The following is a 20,584-nucleotide window of genomic DNA, read 5'->3' as shown; positions in this document are numbered from 1 at the left end:
GGTTGATATGTATATCAGAGAATACTATGAGATAACAACAGCTGTTTTATAATATTTTTTCCTGAACCAAAAAGCCAGGTTTACTAAAGCGATCAGGGCGGGTACTTCTACCAGCGGACCGATAACGCCGGCAAATGCCTCGCCTGAATTAATACCGAATACCCCAATTGCTACCGCAATGGCCAGTTCAAAATTATTGCCGGTTGCTGTAAAAGCGATAGAGGTGCTTCTGCTGTAATCAGCCCCGAATGATTTGCCGATGAAAAAACTCAGTACGAACATGATCGTGAAATAGATGACTAGCGGTATGGCAATACGGATTACATCAAACGGTATTTGTACGATCAGGTTGCCCTTTAAGCTGAACATTACCACAATGGTAAACAATAAGGCGATCAAGGTAATTGGTGAAATAAATGGGACATATTTGGTTTGAAACCATTCTTCGCCCTTAATTTTTATCAATGTATACCGACTGATGATACCTGCCGCGAAAGGGAGGCCCAGGTAAATGCCTACGCTTTTGGCTATTTCACCTATGGTTATATTTACGGCCAGTCCTTTTAACCCGAATAGCGGAGGTAAAACGGTGATGAATAAATAGGCATATACACTGTACAGTAATACCTGAAAGATGCTGTTTAAAGCGATCAAGCCGGCAGCATATTCACGGTTGCCTTCGGCAAGTTCATTCCATACCACAACCATTGCAATGCAACGGGCAAGACCAATAAGTATCAACCCCACCATATATGCAGGGTGATCACGTAACAGTGTGATCGCTAAAACGAACATGAGTACCGGGCCGACGATCCAATTCAATATCAGGGATGCGCTTAATACTTTTGTATCTTTAAATACTTCGCCCATCTTCTCGTATTTCACTTTGGCAAGCGGCGGGTACATCATCAAAATTAAACCGATGGCTAAAGGAATATTGGTAGTCCCGCTGGAAAAAGAATTGATGAACCCAGATGAGGATGGAATGAAATAACCGACAGCTACACCTGCGGCCATGGCCAGGAATATCCATAAGGTTAAGTAACGGTCAAGAAAACTTAGCTTTTTTCGTTCAGCCACCGGAGCACAGTTATTTGCTGGCATTTCTGTTAATTTTTGATGTTATACTTTCAATAAAAGAAAGTAAGGGATATGTTAATTTTAGCTATCTGTAGCTCTTGCAGACACGTTTTAATAACCTGATAACTTATGGAAGCAACTGAAAACGACTCTCCTAAAGCCAGTTATTCCGGCCCGGTAAAACCTGGAGAATTACAATCCGCTCAGGTAAAGAATAATCCGAAGAAATTCGTTTATTGAACCGTTAGATAATCAAAATCTTCAGAGCCTTCTATTCCATTTTCATGGCAAACTCTCACAAATGTTTTTGAACAAAATCCGCTGAATAAACTTTGATCATATCTCTCACCCTTCTAAATTCAACAAGAATCTCTTCCTCACTCCCGCGTGCTTTAGCAGGGTCTGGGAAATTTTGATGAGATCTTTCCGCTTTACCGGGGAAGAAAGGGCAAGCCTCATTCGCATTATCACAAACTGTGATGATATGATCAAATTTTATGTCCATGTACTCATCAACATGGTTTGATGTGTGGTTAGATATGTCCAAATGATCTTCAGCCATAACTTTTACCGCTTTGGGGTTAACGCCATGTGTCTCAATTCCTGCGCTATAGATATTCGCTTTATCACCCGCGAAATAGCGCAGGTAACCTTCAGCCAGTTGGCTGCGGCAGCTATTGCCTGTACATAATACCAGTATATTTTTCTTATTCATTTTAGTTTTTTTTTCATGACGATAGCGGATGCCGGGCATACATGGCTGCACTCTGATGATTGCTGAACCTCTTCAGGTACGTCCGGCCTGGTTATTTTTTGATAACCGTGGGCATCAAAGTAACCGGGTGCGGTTTCCGTTAGCAGGTAAAGTTCTGTAAGCCCTTTCAAATTGCTCAGTTCCTCAATACGCTGAAGCAATTTATGGCCAATTTTATTATCCCTGTGATCCGGGTGAACAGCCAATGATCTGAGCAAACCGTAGGCACCGTAAACTTCCACACCAACAACGCCAATAACTTCTTTACCCTGCAAGGCAACCAGGAAATGATCCAAATTTTCCGGCAGATCATCTACCGGTAAGTTCTGTGACGCCAGCAGTGCTAAAGCCGCCGGCCTGTATGGTTGTGCCTGATGTATGATCATGTTGTTAATTAACAGCAGCCAGAACCCGGTGTGCAGGTGCTTTCACCGGCTACGGCCAGGTTCATTAACTGTATTTTTGGTTTAACTTCTACAACAGGTGTACAGCATTCTTCTCCTTTGTCGTTTGTACCGCAACTACCACCTCTTTCAATAGCTTTACATTGCACAGCATCGGGGCGCAGGTCAACGATCAGGTTATCCCCATCAATCACCAGCGTCTTAGGCAGCATTTGGCGTGTATCAAATTGAGAATTGCCAAATTCAATTTTAACGATGCCATTAGGGTTCAAAGGCAATACTTTTTCTACAAGGTCAACAATGGATAATGCTTTACCTACGTGCATAGCTCTATCCTGCTGGTCGCCATCAGGTACCCAAAGCTGCACAATGATCTCTGTCCAGGCATTCATCACGCCGCCGCAATCTACTGATGTGATAGGGGCTTGTTTAATTTCTGTAATATGATAGGCTGCATCTACCCATTGGTTCTCTGCATATTGAAATTGAAGGATCAGGTGAGGGTTTGCCTGCAATTGTTGTTTAAATGATGACCATTTTAAGCTTTCCATAATGATATGTTTTTAACGCTGTATTGCAATATTACGATAGATTAGTATAAAAAATTTAGCAGCAATTCGCTTTTACATTGTACGTATTAAAGAAACCGCTAAGTTGATTTTGTAATTCATTCCAAACTGAAGGATTAATGCAATAACATACACTTACGCCTTCTATAGTGCCTTGAATTAATCCCGCATTCTTTAATTCTTTTAAATGCTGTGAGATGGTAGGTTGTGCCAAACCCAGTTCATCGGCCAGGTCACCACAAATGCAGGCGTTCGCCTTGATGATTTGCTCAAGGATAGCGATTCGTGCAGGGTGCGCAATCGCTTTAAGCATAACAGCCAGTTTGTTCTGCTCTTCTGTAAATATTTCTGTTTTGGTGAGTCCCATAATTACATATTGCAATATTACGATAGATGTTTTAATTATCAAAATAAAATCTTGTTTTTTCCTTGTGAAAAAATAAAAGCCGGGGACAAAGTGAAAAATAACACCGAAATTAATTCATTGATGATAAATTAAATCACCAATGAATTAACCCCTGCCTTTAGTACATATCGCCTTGCTTTCCACACCAGTATCCCTGTGGTTTTCTGCGGCAGATCAAGCTGTTACGGTTATTTCTTAGCCGTAACAGCTTTTATAGACAAAATTTCGTTTTCACTGAAAGGGGTACCATCTTTACGGAAAATATCATGAAACCACAGTTCGGGTTCTTTACCGCTTGGTATCGGAGTGTCCCAGGCATAAATAGTATTTGTTTTTCCTGATACGAACCCCCAGTTAATAGCCCCAACATTTTCCTGTTTCAGCATAGGCATCACCGTTTGAAAAAGGCTACCGTTCCGGCGTGCCATATATTCGGTACAAATTAACGGGCGTCCATACTTTTTCAGTTCTTCCACTTTCTTTTTGTGGGCATCCACATAACCGTAATGGTGATAGGTGATCACATCTGAGTTTTCCAGTTGAAAGGTATTAAGGTTATCAAAAATTTTACCGTAGTTCCATACACCTGATGTAAGTGGTTGCGATGGATTTACGGCGCGGGCCCAGCTAAAAACAGCTTTTAATAAGGGCAGGCTGTTATCAATATATTTATTGTTACCCGGTTCATTATACAGGTCCCACATTTGTATCCTCTTATCATCCTTATGAGTGGCGATGATATCCTTTACATAGGTTTCCAGCATTTTTAAGCTATCGGCGTTGTTGCGGATATCGGTTCCCGGATCGCGCAGCCAACCACTGTTATGTACGCCGGGCTTAGGGCCGGGTTGTTTCCCCGGCGCATATTTATCATTCCAGCAATCATCAAAAAATACCAGTATAGTTTTAATGCCATGCTTATCAGAAATGGCCAGGTAATTGTCCAGTCGTTTTTTGAAACCGGCTTTATCAGATGTCCATGCGGTATGATGCAGAAAAACGCGCATAGTATTCATTCCCAGGTTCTGCGCCCATCCTAACTCTTTTTCGAGCGTTGCCGGATCGAAAGTATCAGCCTGAAACATTTCTAACTGGTTGATAGCCGTACTGGGCTGAAAATTACAGCCACGCGGCCATTCCTGCGCCTGATACCATTTGTTGGCTTTAGCAGCTGGCCATATATTTTGAGCAAAGCTTATAAAGCCGCTACATACCAAACACAGAGACAACGTTAACTTGATTTTACGATAGAACATATTATTATAGTTTTAATTATTAATACCACAAAGGATAAGTGTTTAACATACCCTTTGTGGCTTTTTTATACAGGTATTTAATTAGTACCCTGTATTTTGAACACAAAGCTTATTGGCATCAATTTCTGATTGTGGTATTGGGAACAGTATCCGGTTAGGGTTCGCGTTAGTAATACCCCTGGCCAAAGCTGATGAAATAAATTTGCCATGGCGGATCAGGTCTTCCCGGCGTTTTGCTTCCGTTACAAACTCCCATCCGCGCTCGCGCAAAACCGCATCGCGGAAAGCGTCTTTAGTAGGTGTATTAATCAGGTCAAGATCAGCCAGGCCAGCCCTTCTTCTTACCAGGTTTATAAGGGTAAAGGACTCTGTACCTGGCCCGCTTATTTCATTCAAAGCTTCGGCACGTGTAAGCAGGATATCTGAATAGCGTAGAACAGGCACATCGGTACCACTGTTATTGCCCACGGTATTATTATCCCAGTATTTAAAGCTTCTGGCATTATCGCCGGCGCTCAAATTAACAACTACATCGCTGCTGTTAACATAGCTGGTGCAAATAAGTGATAAACGCTTATCATTGGGCGCAAAGGTATTTACAAACCCAGTGCGCAACCGGTATTGGGTAGCGAAGTTTGACATACTGGCCTTGTATGTAAACCCAGGGAACTGAGCGCTGCTTTTATATGCCGGAGGAAGCGCGCCGGCCTGGAACCAGTTACCAAACGGATCTTCGGGGCGGCAGGGAACTACCGATATCATTTCTTTATTCATCTTGTTTTCGATCCTGAACATTTCGGCAAAGCCTGGGTAAAGGATGTAGTAATTAAAATCCATCACAGCCTTGGCTGCATCTGCCGCCTTTTGCCATTGTTTGGTGTTTAGGTAAAATTTAGCCAGGATAGCATTGGCCACCCCTTTATTATAACGGCCAAAAGCCACCTCTTTACCCGGATCAGGAAGATCTGCCAACGATTCTGTAATATCCTTCTCAATAAAGTCCTTCATTTCCTGATCCGTTGCTTTGGCCAAATCACCGGTTTGCGTTTCGGGCGTCCTTAACGGCACCGGGCCAAACCAGCTATAAAGCGTAGCGTACGCTTGTGCCCTAAGTACCCTTGCTTCTGCCGTAAACAGCTTTTTATTAGCATCGCTTGTGTTTACCTGGGCAATATTTTGTAAAACGTTATTGGCATCACGTATTGAACGGTAATTAGGGCTCCATACATCAGCGCTAAATGTTCCGAGTGAAGCATCCCAGGTAAAATTGATAATGGTAATGAGCTGGCCATTTTCGGCGCCGCCTGTATTATAGGCCATATCCGTACACATCTCCGAATTATTAATTACATAACGGGTAGAGTTTTGCTGCTGCGATTCGGCATATGCGGAAAATAACACTGATTTGATCCCTGCCTCTGAAGTTAAGAGGCTTTCCGGCGAAAATTCAGATTGCGGGGTTACTTCCAATGTCTTCTCACACGAGGTAACGATGGCCATCAGTCCTAACAGGTATATATATTTAGCAAATGTTTTCATTTTTATATCTTTTATTATTCAGTAATTGGTTTACTATCAGAACTGTATGTTCATACCCGCTGTGTACGTGCGTGTTAAAGGATATGAATTATAATCTAACCTTAAAATATTATCGCCCAGCGAGTTCGCAGCCGGATCAGAGCCTGTGTACTTTGTCCAGGTGTGCAGGTTTTGGCCATTAACAAATACAGTTACATTACTTATAACCTTGTTTTTAGGAAGCGGCACTTTGTATGATAGGCGAACAGATTGCAACCTCAGATACGAGGCGTTTTCAACTGTTTTGCTATTCACCTGCCTTTGGCCCTGTACATCATTTGGTAAAAACGATGGATAATCATTAGTTGGGTTAGTTGGGGTCCAGCGGTTCACGTACAGTTCTGCCAATTTATTACGGCGCAGATCCACCGGGAAATAAGAGTCAACCAGGCTGCTGTTTAACAGTTTAGCGCCCTGTGAACCTTCAAAAAACACATCCAGGATCACATCTTTATAAGTAAAACCGGTATTAAAGCCGTAATAAAAATCAGGTAACGATTTGCCAAGCACTACCCTGTCGTTAGCGTTTATTTGTTTGTTACCATCAATATCCCTGTATTTTAAGTCGCCCGGCCTAACACCTGTTTGCGCCTTGCTAAAATCGTCGCCGGTTTGCCATACGCCGTCAACAATGTAGCCGTAGTATGAACCAATTGATTCGCCGGGTTTAAGTATACCTATTGAACCTACCGAACCTGCACCACCATAAATTACCTGACTTAAACCACCAAGGCTAAGCACCTTGTTGTTAAGTGTAGTAAGGTTAAAGCCTGCATCCATACGGAAATCTTTTATGGAGAGCACATTGCCTTTTACAGAGAATTCCAAACCGGTGTTTTTCATGCTGCCAACGTTTTGCGTTTTTGAGCCAAAGCCTGTACTTGCAGCCTGCGGAACATCATAAATAAGGTTGGCTGTTTTGCGGTTATAATACTCTATACTCCCGCTTATCCTGGATTTAAACAAGCTGAAATCAATACCGATATCGGCCTGTTTGGCTGATTCCCATTGCAGATCGGCATTCGCGCTGCGGGTTGGGCTTACACTGCTTGTTTTTGTGCCGTTGAAAATTGCGTTGCGACCGGCAGAATAGGTTGAAAAGTACAGGTAGTTGGCATTAGGCTGGTTACCTGTAGCACCGTAGCTTACACGGAACTTCAAGTCGCTTAATACATCATTATCTTTCAGGAAATCTTCATCGTGTACACGCCAGGCCACCGCCGCCGAAGGGAAATAACCAAAACGCTTGTTAGGGCCAAAACGCGCCGAACCATCTGCACGCATGGAAACCGTTAGCAGATATTTCCCTTTGTATGAATAGTTTACCCTGCTTAAAAAGGAAACGAGCTTATTTCCCTGCCTGCCGTTACTAACCCCGTTTAACGTATTATCGCCGGTGCCTAATGCATTAAAGGTAAGATCGGGCAGGGCAAATGAACGCGAATTAGCAACAAGAAAGCTTGAGGTATAGTTTTCATATGTTGCACCCGCCACTGCCGAAACACGGTGATCTGTTGCAAACGTTTTATTAAAATTCAGTGTTGCTTCGCCTAAGTAATAACCACGTTTTCCATCCCTTACATCGGCGTAACCGTTGTATGATAAACCTGTTAATGTAGTTGGGTCTATCCAAAAATAACGCTGGGCATCATTAATATCAGCGCCTACCCTGACCTTGGCCGATAATTCGGGCATTAAAAAATATTCTGCATAAATATTACCAAAGGTGCGGTAAGTATCACCTTCTGCATATTGCCCGTTGTTTACGGCTATGGGGTTATCCATTGGCGCCATCAGCGGCGAACGGTAATAACTGCCATTGGCATTATATGCGGGCGCTGTAGGGTCATAGTTTTGGGCCATGTACAATGAACTGGCATTATCATTTAAACCTACACCTATTGCGTTGTAATAATCTTTACTGTAGGAAGTGGCCAGGCTTATACCTACCGCGTATTTAGAAGCGATGGCGTTTTCTACATTAACCCGTGCATTGTACCTGCGCGTACCCGACTTTAACATAATACCATCCTGCTTCAGGTATCCGGCAGATATGAAATACTTGGTATTGCCGCCTCCACCTGAAAAGGAAAGATCATGTGATTGAAGGGGCGCTGTACGGAGCAGGTGCGACTGCCAGTCGGTATTAGCGTTATCGCCGGTTACCCTGGCAGTACTTAATGAACCCAGATCAATAATGCCATTAATGGCCTGTGTATATTCATCACCGTTCATATAGCGCAATACCCTGCTTGCCTTTTGAGTTCCGGCAGATACATTATAATCTACCTTCATTTTGCCGTTCTTACCTTTTTTGGTGGTGATAAGTACTACGCCGTTAGCACCGCGTGATCCATATATCGCGGTGGCCGAGGCATCTTTAAGTATCTCCATTGATTCAATATCAGATGGGTTGAGGCTGTTCATGGCTGAACGGTTATTGGGATTACTGGTTGTACCACCCGGCGCTGTAGAACCTACGGCAACCTGGTCATTCACCGGCAACCCGTCAATTACATACAGCGGATCGTTATTTCCGGTAATAGAAGTAATACCCCTCACCTGCACACTCATGGCCGAACCCGGTTCGCCGCTTTTTTGATATACCTGCACACCAGACGCACGCCCGATAAGGGCCTGCTGTACGTTTACATTGGTGCCTTTAGTAAGATCGGCGGCTTTTATAGAAGTTACCGCTCCGGTAAGGTCGCTTTTTCTTACGGTACCGTAGCCAACAACCACTACCTCATCAAGCCCCTTGCTGCTTACCTGTAGTTTAACGTTTACGGTAGCCCGATTATTCACTTCAACATCCTGGCTGATGTAGCCCAGATAAGAAATTTGCAGCACGCCGTTTGCAGGTGCTTCAATAGTATAAATACCGGTTAAATTGGTAGCCGCACTTGTTGTTTGGCCTTTTACTTTTACAGTAGCGCCAATAACGGGCAGGCCGGCTTCATCAGTTACAGTGCCGCTAACACGGACAGATTGCGCAAAGGCATTAAAATAATTAAAAAGGAGACTGATCACCAGGATTGCTACCAACACCTTTTTAGTGTTTAAGCGCCCCGCAGATAACATTTGCCGGTATCCGCTACCCGGCCGTTTAGGTAAAGTTTCTTTCATAATAATTGATTTAATTGGTTTAATATAGACGAGGGTGGTTTATAACGTCTGATATTCTCCTTCAAATTAAACTAATTACTATTGCTCAAACTGTTCATTTTTTGGTTTAATTGTCTCATTTTTCATGTGCCAACCTGCCAAAAAAGTATATCAAAAGAGCGCGAAAAACCCTTATTAATGACCCTGTGCCCTATTCTCTGATCTTCAATCTTTTACACAGCGGAAACCCAGATTATTGGAAGCACTTCTTATTTCTCCCTTGCCCCTGCTCCCGGCTTTATACCTGATACAATACTGTTCGCTGCATATGAACGAACCCCCTCTTTGTACCCTTACCACAGATTTGGGATCATCCGGATCAAAACTATCATCCGGCCCCTGCGGATTTGCCTCCGGACTATTCGCATAATAGTCTGGGCGATAAAAATCATTGCACCATTCCCAGGCGTTACCTTCCATATCAAACAGGCCATAAGCATTTGCCGGGAACGACATTACCGGCGCTAAACCTTTATAACCATCCGTACCTTTGTCCGCATCAGGGAAATGCCCCTGAAAATTATTTGACATCATTTTTCCACCCGGATGCAACTCATTACCCCAGTAATACGTAGTGGCTGTTTTGCCCCCGCGCGCGGCAAATTCCCATTCAGCTTCGGTAGGCAAACGCTTACCTGCCCACCTGGCATAGGCCATCGCATCTTCATAACAAACATGAACAACGGGGTAATTTTCAATGTCTTTAATTGTACTTTCCGGCCCAAATGGATGGCTCCAGCATGCACCGGGCACATACTTCCACCATTGCATTGAGTTATCCAATGAAACGGGGGTACCGGGTGGGTTGAAAACAGCCGATCCGGGAACAAGATTGACCGGGTCAACGCCGGGAAAATCAGCCGGATCTAACGTTTGTTCGGCTACGGTGACATAATGCGTTGCATCTACAAATTGTTTAAATTGCGCGTTAGTTACCTCATGCTCATCCATCCAAAAACCTTTAACCGTTACCTTATGCACCGGCCGGGCATCCGTAAACCCGGCATCATCCGATCCCATTTGGAAAGTTCCTCCGGATAAACGGACCATTCCTTTACTGTTAACGCTGTCAGCTGCCTGCACACTTACGCCACTTTGATCTGCACTATCTTTTTGGTGCCGGACGCAGCCGGAAAGAATCAAAACGACTCCGGACACTACACCGGCGTTTTTCACTGTACAAAGAATTCTGCTTCTCATAAGATGGCCTGCTTGTATGTTGTATAATTCTTGTTAAAATTAGTTTCATTTTTTTTGTTTGTTCCGGAAATTTTTCCGCCACGTTGTATTGCTCACTTACATCGTTTTTTAAGTTAAACAACTGCGGCTTTGCCTGTAACCCGGTTGGCACTTGCTTATTGGTAAGCCAATCCGGAACGGGCCTAGTTACCGGTTCAATATATTTCCAGTCCCCTGCCCTTAAAGCCATGGTGAATGATTCTTCAATCATTTCCTGGCGGCCCTGTTTTTGCTTACCCAACCACTGGTCAAGCATATTAAAACTATCGGGCGCGTCTGAAGGCTTTAACTTTTGATTGGCGAGTTGGGCAAAGGATGCAAACAGGTCTACCTGGTTGATCAACGCTGTGCTGATACCCGGTTTAACATAATTTGGCCAATAAACGATAGTTGGCACACGTGTACCCGCTTCATACGCGCTATACTTACCACCTTTAAAGGGGCCTCCCGGCTGGTGTTGCCCTACTAATTGCATGGCCTTATCATCATAACCATCATCCAGTACGGGGCCATTATCGCTGGTAAAAATGATCAGCGTATTTTTTGATAAACCTAATTTTGCAACCGTTTTTAATAATTCGCCAACTGACCAGTCCATTTGCGCAATGTCGTCGCCCCGCGAACCCATTGTGCTTTTGTTTTTAAACATGGCATTGGGCGCCCGTGGCACATGGATATCAGTAAAAGAGAAATACAGGAAAAAAGGTTGGCTTTTATTCTTGTTTAAGAAAGCATTCGCCTTATGTAACAGCACTTTAGCCATATCCTCATCCTTCCATAAAGCCGCCTTACCACCCGACATATAACCGATCCTGCTAATGCCATTGATTATGGTATTGCTGTGTTGTTTGTCGCCTTTAAATTTCAATAGTTGCGGTTCCTCTAACCCGGTTGGGTAATTGCCTATCTTTTTGGTGTAGTCAACTTTGATCGGGTCTTTTAAATCAAGATTTACAACTTTACGGCCCTCTACAAAAACAGTCGGTACCCTATCAAGCGTTGCTGGCACTATAAAAGAATAATTAAAGCCCAGCTCAAGCGGGCCGGGCTTAATTTCTTTGTTCCAGTTTATATAACCATTGCCCAAACCTAAATGCCATTTGCCAACAATGCCGGTTGTATAGCCTGCCCTTTGCAGCATAGCAGGCAGGGTGCCTGTTCCAGGTTTAATAATCAGCGGGGCGTCGCCGGGCAGTATAGCCGCGTTATTCCTAAAAGCATAACTGCCGGTAAACATGGAATAGCGCGATGGTGTACAGGTAGCCGCCGTGCAATGGGCATCAGTAAACCGTAAACCATTTTTAGCAAGGAAATCTACATTTGGCGTTTTAACGCCCTTCGCCCCATAACAGCCCACATCCCCATAGCCCAGATCATCTATATAAACAATAATGATATTAGGTTTTATGGCACTGCCTTTTTGATGCTGGCTAAAGGTAACCAGCGAATACATCATCAAAAATACCGCTGTAACGTGCGCCCTGATCATTTCATTATTTCCCTGCCGTTTTATCTTTCAATGCTTTCATCCAGTAACCGCCAATAACACTCCGTGCCTGAAATCCCACCATCTTTCCGGTAGTAGTTTCATGCCAGTCGCTCAAAGGCACACGTGACGTAGTTTCTGTGGCGAATTTATATACAGGCTCTAATAAACTATTAAAATCCTTGCGGCTATCGGCCATAGCAGCCGTCCACATGATCCAGTCTGACTTGGTATATGTTTTCCGGCTATCAAGCGGCAAACCAAAACTATTTTGATGGCTCAGATAATATTTCATTTCGGTTTCATACACTTTCTGTGGGAACAAATTCAAATGGAGGACTTTGTCCCAAACCATATTATATTTTTGGCTCCAGGTGTCTTTATTATCAAATACAAGGGCAAAATGATCACCCGCGTCATCCTTCGCTATCCATTTTTGAGTGTAGTCCACAGCCATATCACCGTACTTTTTAGCGGCATCGGCATCGCCAAGCATTTGGGCAAGCTGCGCATAAGCGCCAATGGCCACAATAGCTTTTACCGATAGGTTTGCGTTATGTGCCAGGTGACCTGCAAAATCATCGGTACATAATTGATTGCCCGGGTCAAAGCCAGCCTCAGCCAGGTAATTCACCCAGGTTGTCAGGACTTTCCAGTGCTTCTTGGCATAAGCCGGATTTTGCTGTGCTTTTACGATGGCAGCAGTAAGAATGATCATGTTACCACATTCTTCCACCGGCATGTCTTCGCCGTAAGTTTGTCCGTTAGCCAGCGGATAGGTCCCCAGATCATGTGCTGCGAAAGGTTTGGTCCATTTGCCGCTTTCACTGTAATAAAAAATGCCGTCGAGCATGCCGGCCATCAGTTTAGGATTATACAGCAGGTATAGCGGAGATGAAGGGTAGGTCACATCAACGGTATTGATAGAGCCGTTGCTAAAATTTTCTTTAGATAACCATAGCAGATCTCCCTGCGGGCTTTTCACCAGCTGATGGGCCGCTATACTTTGGCGGTAAGACATATTGCATAGTTTCGCATAATTTTCGCCGCCGGATTTATAAGCATCCTGATATATCTTTTTATCAGTAAGGTTACATTTCGCCATTACCCGGGCATAGTTTTTATCTGCTTTGCTTAATGCACCTTCCATTGTTGCATTCGCCTGGTTGCGCCACCATGGTTTTAAGTTTGTGCCGAAATATTGGATGGAATACTGCTCATCATAACCTACCAGGATATGTTTTGTTAACGCTTCCTTACCCACTAATCCAAATGGCAGTACGGTATTCAGCATCAGTTCCTTCCCCTTGGTTTCGTCACTCTTATAATCGGAATGCAGAAAAGACGTAACGGCCTGCGCATCAGAAGTTATATATTGTTTAACACCTGAAACGGCAGGCGCGGCTATATAGGCAAAGCCCCAGTCGATCCGCAAATTATCACCCTTCTTTTGTAACACAGGCTGCTCCACTGTACCCGCTTTGAGCATGCTTAAGCCGTTTTTACTATAGGTGGATGCCTGTACCTGCTGCCAGGGCTGGTTAACCGAAATATTTGTGCTTGCGCCCTGGTAAACGCTAATATTATGCTTTTTACCATCGTTGGAATTTGCCTGGTAAGTAATATAAGAAACCGGCGATGCCAGCAGATCCAGGTCGCTAATGATTAGCGGGGATGTGAAGGTAACTTTTAAATTGGCCGGGCCGCATTTAAAAGTATAAATGGTTTGGGTAGCAGTTACGTTAACCGACTTTTGCTCTGCTTTGGCAACGCCTTCCATGGCATCATTGATCACCTCGGCAGAAAAGCCTGCGTCTATCCAGGTGCCGCCGCCGGTATTCCTGCAATGCACAGCCAGGATATTTTCGCCCGTTTTAAATCTCTTTTTCACATCGTCATTCAAAGGGACCAATTCATAATCGCCGTTTGCGCCGCGTTGCCGGGGAATACGCTGGCCATTCAGGAAGATCTCGGCATCATCATCATGAAGTATATTCAGCATCAGCCGGCCTTGCGGCAATTCGTTTAAACTAAACTTTCGGCGAAACCAGATATCGTTGCCTGTCCAGCTGGTGCCTGCCTTCGCGCGGCTATCCCCAAAGGGTGCCATACCTGTCTGCCAGGCTGCGTCATTAAAATCAGGCTTTTCCCAGCCTTCTGCCGGTTTTTGCTCCATTACATATTTACAGGAGTAGGGTTGCTCTACGCCCGTATTTACGATGGATCTGTATTCGGGCGAGTTTTCACCCATAAACCTATAGTATTGGTTATCCACCTTTATTATGCCTATCAGTGACTGATTCTTCCCTGTCCAATGTTTGGTCAGCGACTCGTTCAATTTATCAGTATTGGACCAAATGCTAAAGTATGGATTATGCGTTATCAGTGGATAGGCCGGCAGTTTACTTTGCGCAGCAGCTAAATTCCATGAGAAGATTACGCAGCTGGTAAATAGTATTGCGGTTTTCTTAAAAAAGCGATTCATAGGTTTTGTTAATTTTAAATATGGTAATTCGATAGCTGCTATTTACGTTTCCTAACCGGTTTAGGAAATACCTGGTGCGTGTTGGCCCAATTGTGCCAAAGGCTATCTAACTGTTTCACCTTTCCGGGGTATTTTGCTTTCAGGTCAAGGGTTTCTGATTTGTCGGCAGCCAGGTTAAATAAGTGCCAGGTAGTGTCGTTATTCATGGAAACGAGTTTCCAATTGCCTGAGCGTGCATAGCGGGCACCAAAATGCTCGTTAAATAACTCGTTATGCCCCGGCGTTTGGTTGCCTTTAAAACTGGAAACAAGACTAATGCCGCCAGACGCCGGAATTTTATTCCCCTTATATTCCCGGGGATACTTGGCTCCTGCAAGTTCAATAAATGTGTTCATAAAATCCATTACATGGCCTACCTGTTGGCTAAAACCACCTTTTTTTGCCGTTATACCTTTTGGCCAAAACGCAATCATCGGCGTATGAATTCCACCTTCGTATGATTGTTCCTTCCAATACTGAAATGGCGTATTGGAGACATTGGCCCATCTTTGGCCGATAGACGAATAGACGGTTTCAACACCCGGCTCATTATCTTTTTTTAGCGAATAGCTGATCGTCCGGCCGTCACGTGTTTCACTTGGGCGGTCAAAACCAGCACCATAAGCTGCAGCATTTTCCGCGCTGGCACCATTGTCACTTAAAAAAACAATGAGGGTATTTTCCAGCTGGCCGTTTTTCTTAAGCGCATTAATGATACGGCCTATACCCTGGTCCATACAATCAATCATGGCGGCATGCACGGCCATGGCTTTGGCATCCCACTCCTTGTCAGGGTTGTCTGCCCATTTCAAATTGTCGTTCCATCTTTCCGAAAGCTTGGTTTTGAGCGGATCTATCAATCCCAATTTAACCATTTTTTGGTAACGGGCCTCCCGGATAGCATCCCATCCGTCTTTGTAAGTTTCTTTATATTTAGCTATATCCTGTGGTTTAGCCATCAGTGGCCAATGCGGCGCGTTTTCAGCAACGTACAAGAAAAAAGGTTGATCAGACTTGGCATAGCCGTTTATATAAGCTACGGCTGTATCGTTTATCGCATCGGTATGGTAATAGTCTTTTGGTACATTCTTTATAGGAGTTGTTCCGCTCACTAAACTGAACGGATCGTGATAATCAATAACCCCCCAAATGGTACCAAAATATTTCTCGAAACCGCGGCTGGTAGGATACTGACTAATTGGTGAAAAATCGCCGTAATCTTTATGATGATTAAGCCAGTTTAGTTGTTCATTTTTATCCTTTTGCGCGTTTGTATTAGATACATGCCATTTGCCGGTCATGGCGGTATGATACCCTGCCGACTTAAGTACTTCGCCCAATGTTACAGCATTTTCGGTGATGTGACCGAGATAACCGGGCTCGTCTTCCGCATCGGTCATCTTACCTATGCCTGCTTGCTGGTTATATAACCCCGTAAGCAGCGAAGCCCGGGTAGGGCAGCAACGCGAAGTGTTATAAAACTGGGTATAGCGAATACCGTTCTGAGCCATGTAATCCAAATTCGGCGTTCTTATTTCGCCGCCATAACAACCTGCATCTGAAAAGCCCATGTCGTCTGCCAGTATAACGATGATATTAGGCCGTTTTACCTGTTGTTTTGGAGGGGGTATCTTTGATGTCCAAGCTACGAGGCCGGTAATTACAATACCTAAAACCAATGTACCTAGATAAATTTTGTACTTTATTTTCATAGCAGATAATTAGTTAAACCCATTTATATGACTGAGCGCAATGCGGTCGGGATTTAGCCACAAGACTTTATATCCAGCTGACGTTTTACCGACTTTGTTCACAAAATTCGCCATTAGGTTATATTGGTAGCTCTTTGTCAAAGTAAATTAATCCACTTCAAATAAATTGTTCAAAATTTGGTTCATTTGTCTCAATTTAATATCCCAATGATTAAGGAATCTATTCAAAATACATATCAAATATTTGTTTTTCAACCACTTAAGTATAAAAGCTCAAAAAGCCATAAATCTCAGGTTAAGATTGAACCATATATACAAGGTGGTTTATATATATTTGAGTTTAACTAATTATGTGCCGTACTAATAAAAAAATAATAGTGCAAGCAATCTTGCTACTGATTGCTTCGTTTTGCAGTGCGCAATCCTATTATTTTCAACATTACCAGGCCGATGACGGTTTAGCTCATAATACTGTCAACACCATTATGCAGGACAGCAGGGGTATGATGTGGGTAGGTACCAGAGGCGGGCTAAATAGATTTGACGGGTATACATTTAAAACCTTTGCCAATGATGCCAACAAACCCGGGACCCTGGTTAACAATAACATTGAATGTATAAAAGAAGATCTCCACGGGATGATATGGATTGGTACAGGCCGTGGCATGCTTAAATATGACCCTTATCAAGAGATCTTTAAAGAAATAACCGTTACGCCCGCCGGGGGTATTAACCATATACTTGTCGATCAAAAAAACAATTTGTGGTTTTTAAATAACAGGCGGCTACAGTTCTATGATCAACAGAAGAACAAAATAACGGATATTGGGTTGAACGCTTCTTGCCAGGCTTTTGACAAAAAATCAAATATATGGCTTGGTGATAACGACGGCTCGATTAAAGTATTCGATCCGCAAAAAAAAACTATTAAGGTAATTCAAATCATAGATCGGCATATTCCTTACAATTTAAGATTGATCAGCAAAATATTCCCAACCGCCGGAGATGAGATACTGATAGGAACAACGAAGCAGGGCTTGAAAAGCTACAATATCAAAACAGGCCAAATCAAATCCCTGTTGTTGCGCAATAAAGACAATACCGAGATATATGTGCGGGATATTATATCCAACGGTAAAAATGAATATTGGATAGCTACAGAGTCTGGGATTTATATTTACAACACCCTATCCGGCAGTAGCATCAACCTGAAAAAACGCGCCGGCGACCAATATTCGATAACCGACAATGCGGTATATTCGTTATGCAGGGATAGCCGGGGAGGTTTATGGGCGGGCACTTTTTTTGGCGGTATAAATTATTTTTCGAAGGAAAACGCCCGATTTGAAAAATACTATCCATTGTTAGGGGCCAATTCCATTTCAGGCAATGCGGTACGGGAAATTTGTGGTGACAATAAAAACAACATCTGGATAGGTACGGAAGACGCCGGCATTAATAAGTTCAATCAAAAATCTGCGAAATTCATTAATTACACTTCAGATGGAAGGCCTACCAGCATTTCTTACCCCAATATTCATGGTTTATTGGCTGTTGGTAACAAGTTGTATATAGGGCCATTCCAGCATGGGTTAGAGATCATGGATATTAACACCGGTAAAATCACAGACCGGTTTAAACTCTTTGGTGAGAACGGAGACAATACGAGCGACTTTGTTATGAGTATTTATCTAACCAGGGACAGCACATTGTTGATAGGAACAACGGGGACCGGGACCGGTCTTTTTCAATATATCCCCAAAAGCAAGCAATTTAAAACGGTACGGGGTATTCCGGAAAACACATTTGTATTTGCCATAATAGAAGACCATGAAGGTACAATATGGACGGGAAGCCAGGAAAGAGGGACTTTTTATTTTAATCCTAAAACAGGAAAAAAAGGAAACCTCAAATTTAACAGTCAACGTAAAGGAAAAAACGAACCGGACTATGCAGTACGTGGCATATTCGAGGACAGTAACCAATGCCTGTGGTTCACCACTGAAGGTGGCGGCCTGGTAAAACTCGGCCCTGACCGCAAGACCATCAAAAAAATAACTATTGAGAATGGGCTGCCCAGCAACAGCCTGTTTCGGATTTTGGAGGATGATACCAAACATTTATGGATCAGTTCTTTGAAGGGGTTGATTTGCCTGGACCTTAAAACAGATAAGTTTAAGGTTTACACCCAGTCAAACGGGTTACTTACAGATCAATTTAACTACAATTCGGCCTTCAAAGGGCACGATGGAAAAATGTACTTCGGGTCGGTTAAAGGAATGATCGCTTTTTATCCAAAAGATTTTGGCAAACCGGAGATCAGCCCGCCTACTTTTATTACCGGCTTTCATATCAATAGTACGGAAATAACCCCTAAAGTAGCAGGATCGCCGTTGGTGAGATCCATTATGTACACCGACACTATTTTGTTAAATTATGACCAATCTAATTTCAGTATCGAGTTCTCCGCCTTAACCTATTCATCGCCTAAAGTAACCAGGTATAAATACATAATGAAAGGGCTGGAAAACGATTGGACCTATTTAAAACAAAACCGGCTGGCTTATTTTACTGATCTATCACCAGGTGATTATACCTTTATTGTAACCGCTGAAAGCAATATTGGGAGCTGGACCGGGCAACCGCGTAAGTTGTTTATCAGGATTAGCCCGCCTTTTTGGAAAAGTTATGAAGCTTATTTTGTTTACCTGTGTGTTTTGGCGATCGTTATCTATCTTTCCATTTTTTACTATAATCGTTATTTAGAAAATAAGAACCGGAATAAGCTGCAGTTATTTGAGCATGAAAAAGAAAAAGAGATCTATCAGGCTAAAATTGAGTTCTTTACCAACATAGCGCATGAAATTCAAACACCTTTGACTTTAATTAGCGGCCCCGTTGACCTGATGATTGAAAAGATTGACGAAGTACCTGCAATAAGTAAAAACTTGCTGATGGTTCAAAAAAACACCCAACGGCTTTTGGATCTTACAACTCAGTTGCTGGATTTCAGAAAAACCGAAGCCGACCAATTTGGGTTGAGTTTTGTTAAAACGGATATCAGTAAAATGCTTAAAGAACAAATCGCTATTTTTACACCTGAGGCCGAAAAAGAAAGGATAAGTCTGCGTTTAGAGTTGCCTGAAAACCAGGTAATAGCCTTTGTGGATAGCGAGGCATTTGTAAAGATATGTAGTAACCTTATTGCTAACGCGATTAAATATGCGGCAACCACAGCTACTGTTTCCATTGACCAATTCACGGCAATTAATAAATTGTTTACCATTAAATTCAGCAATGACGGAAGGGGTATCCCGGATGAATTCAAGGACAAAATATTTGAACCATTCTTTAGAATACGAAGTGACGAAAAGCGCGGGACCGGTATTGGCCTGTCATTGGCTAAATCATTAACAGAATTACATAATGGTTCACTAACTTTAATTTCTGGCAGGCCAGATGCGATCATGTTCGCTCTTATGTTACCTGTACATCAACAATTCGAATTTAAATTATGCAATTGGAAAAACATAAAACAGCTATAAATGGAAGCATTTTAATTATAGATGACAATGACGATATTTTAGAGTTTGTTTCACAAGTATTGGGTGATACCTATAAGCTATACCTGGCTAATGATGGCGAATCGGCACTTAATATCCTTAACAACCAAATTATACATCTCATTGTTAGTGACGTTATGATGCCTGGAATTGATGGCTTTCAGCTTTGTAATATCATTAAATCAAGGGCGGAACATTGCCATATCCCGGTTGTTTTGTTAACCGCTAAGAATACCCATACAGCTCATATAGAAGGCCTGGAGGCAGGTGCCGACGCTTATATTCAAAAGCCGTTCTCTCCTGATCTGTTAAGGCTGCAGATTGCTAATTTGTTAAAAAACAGACTAAATATAAAGCATCATTTCGCCAGTTCGCCATTTGAAGACGTACGTGTTATGGCTCATTCCAAAACAGACGAACAATTTCTTAAAAAACTGGACGAACATATTCGTAAACAGATCAAAGTTGCAAACATTGATATTGATAAAGTAGCAGCCTATATGAATATGAGCCGGCCTACCTTCTATCGAAAGATAAAGTCTGTGTCTTCCTTGTCCCCAAAAGAGTTAATTGATATTACAAGGTTAAAAAAAGCTGCTGAGCTGATTGCCTTAAACGAGTATACTTTATCTGAGGTAGCAAGAATGGTAGGATATAGCTCCCAAAGCGTATTTGGTAAAAATTTCCAAAAATATTTTAATCTTTCGCCGGCTGAATACTTGAACAACCTTAAAACAAAAACCCTGCAGGTAACCAATGATTGGTCTGTAAATTGATAGCTACATAATTTGGAGTTTACCGCATAGTATTCTTCAAAGCCTTATTGTATTGGTCAAGGCATTTCTCAA

14 protein-coding genes are annotated in these 20,584 nt (G+C 42.8%); 2 read left to right on the top strand and 12 right to left on the bottom strand.

Features of this window, described 5'->3' with window-relative positions:
- Nucleotides 1-24: 24 nt before the first annotated feature.
- From arsB to WC743_RS19540, 12 genes are all read right to left on the bottom strand, one after another.
- Nucleotides 25-1,104, bottom strand: a complete 1,080-nt coding sequence (arsB, locus tag WC743_RS19595) for an ACR3 family arsenite efflux transporter (RefSeq protein ID WP_373014734.1) — start codon at nt 1,102-1,104, stop codon at nt 25-27.
- Between the two features lie 271 nt (nt 1,105-1,375).
- Nucleotides 1,376-1,795 (bottom strand): arsenate reductase ArsC, encoded by a 420-nt coding sequence (locus tag WC743_RS19590; protein WP_373014732.1) that lies wholly within the window; start codon nt 1,793-1,795, stop codon nt 1,376-1,378.
- Nucleotides 1,792-2,220: an arsenic resistance N-acetyltransferase ArsN2 gene (arsN2, locus tag WC743_RS19585; RefSeq protein ID WP_373014731.1), complete on the bottom strand. Its 429-nt coding sequence runs from the start codon at nt 2,218-2,220 to the stop codon at nt 1,792-1,794. The genes WC743_RS19590 and arsN2 overlap by 4 nt, the downstream gene beginning before the upstream one ends.
- An 8-nt stretch (nt 2,221-2,228) precedes the next feature.
- Nucleotides 2,229-2,789 carry a DUF6428 family protein gene (locus tag WC743_RS19580; RefSeq protein ID WP_373014730.1) on the bottom strand — a complete coding sequence of 187 codons (561 nt, stop codon included), beginning with the start codon at nt 2,787-2,789 and terminating at the stop codon, nt 2,229-2,231.
- Nucleotides 2,790-2,844: 55 nt separating this feature from the next.
- Nucleotides 2,845-3,174 (bottom strand): ArsR/SmtB family transcription factor, encoded by a 330-nt coding sequence (locus tag WC743_RS19575; RefSeq protein ID WP_373014728.1) that lies wholly within the window; start codon nt 3,172-3,174, stop codon nt 2,845-2,847.
- A gap of 227 nt (nt 3,175-3,401) precedes the next feature.
- Entirely contained in the window at nt 3,402-4,469 is a 1,068-nt protein-coding gene (locus WC743_RS19570; RefSeq protein WP_373014726.1) for a glycoside hydrolase family 2 TIM barrel-domain containing protein, read from the bottom strand.
- A gap of 81 nt (nt 4,470-4,550) precedes the next feature.
- A complete protein-coding gene (locus tag WC743_RS19565; protein ID WP_373014724.1) occupies nt 4,551-6,008 on the bottom strand; it encodes a RagB/SusD family nutrient uptake outer membrane protein in 1,458 nt (485 codons plus the stop codon).
- Between the two features lie 36 nt (nt 6,009-6,044).
- Nucleotides 6,045-9,173, bottom strand: a complete 3,129-nt coding sequence (locus tag WC743_RS19560; protein ID WP_373014722.1) for a SusC/RagA family TonB-linked outer membrane protein — start codon at nt 9,171-9,173, stop codon at nt 6,045-6,047.
- A gap of 204 nt (nt 9,174-9,377) precedes the next feature.
- On the bottom strand, nt 9,378-10,388 hold the full coding sequence (locus WC743_RS19555) for a formylglycine-generating enzyme family protein (RefSeq protein ID WP_373014720.1): 1,011 nt from the start codon (nt 10,386-10,388) through the stop codon (nt 9,378-9,380).
- On the bottom strand, nt 10,318-11,940 hold the full coding sequence (locus tag WC743_RS19550) for an arylsulfatase (RefSeq protein ID WP_373014718.1): 1,623 nt from the start codon (nt 11,938-11,940) through the stop codon (nt 10,318-10,320). The genes WC743_RS19555 and WC743_RS19550 overlap by 71 nt, the downstream gene beginning before the upstream one ends.
- A gap of 4 nt (nt 11,941-11,944) precedes the next feature.
- On the bottom strand, nt 11,945-14,422 hold the full coding sequence (locus WC743_RS19545; protein ID WP_373014716.1) for a glutaminase domain-containing protein: 2,478 nt from the start codon (nt 14,420-14,422) through the stop codon (nt 11,945-11,947).
- A 38-nt stretch (nt 14,423-14,460) separates the two neighbouring features.
- The gene (locus WC743_RS19540) at nt 14,461-16,173 is read right to left on the bottom strand and encodes an arylsulfatase (protein ID WP_373014714.1); all 1,713 of its coding nucleotides are present in this window, start codon (nt 16,171-16,173) and stop codon (nt 14,461-14,463) included.
- A 377-nt stretch (nt 16,174-16,550) separates the two neighbouring features.
- Here WC743_RS19540 and WC743_RS19535 point away from each other — a divergent pair, with 377 nt between their 5' ends.
- Nucleotides 16,551-19,718: a two-component regulator propeller domain-containing protein gene (locus WC743_RS19535; protein WP_373014712.1), complete on the top strand. Its 3,168-nt coding sequence runs from the start codon at nt 16,551-16,553 to the stop codon at nt 19,716-19,718.
- The gene (locus WC743_RS19530) at nt 19,688-20,512 is read left to right on the top strand and encodes a response regulator (protein ID WP_373014710.1); all 825 of its coding nucleotides are present in this window, start codon (nt 19,688-19,690) and stop codon (nt 20,510-20,512) included. The genes WC743_RS19535 and WC743_RS19530 overlap by 31 nt, the downstream gene beginning before the upstream one ends.
- Nucleotides 20,513-20,584 lie beyond the last annotated feature (72 nt).

Origin of the sequence: Mucilaginibacter sp., from assembly GCF_041660805.1 — a bacterium.
In the GTDB taxonomy this organism is placed as follows: Bacteria; Bacteroidota; Bacteroidia; order Sphingobacteriales; family Sphingobacteriaceae; genus Mucilaginibacter.
Note: the sequence above shows the minus strand (reverse complement) of the source record. Positions and strands in the feature narration are given on the sequence as shown.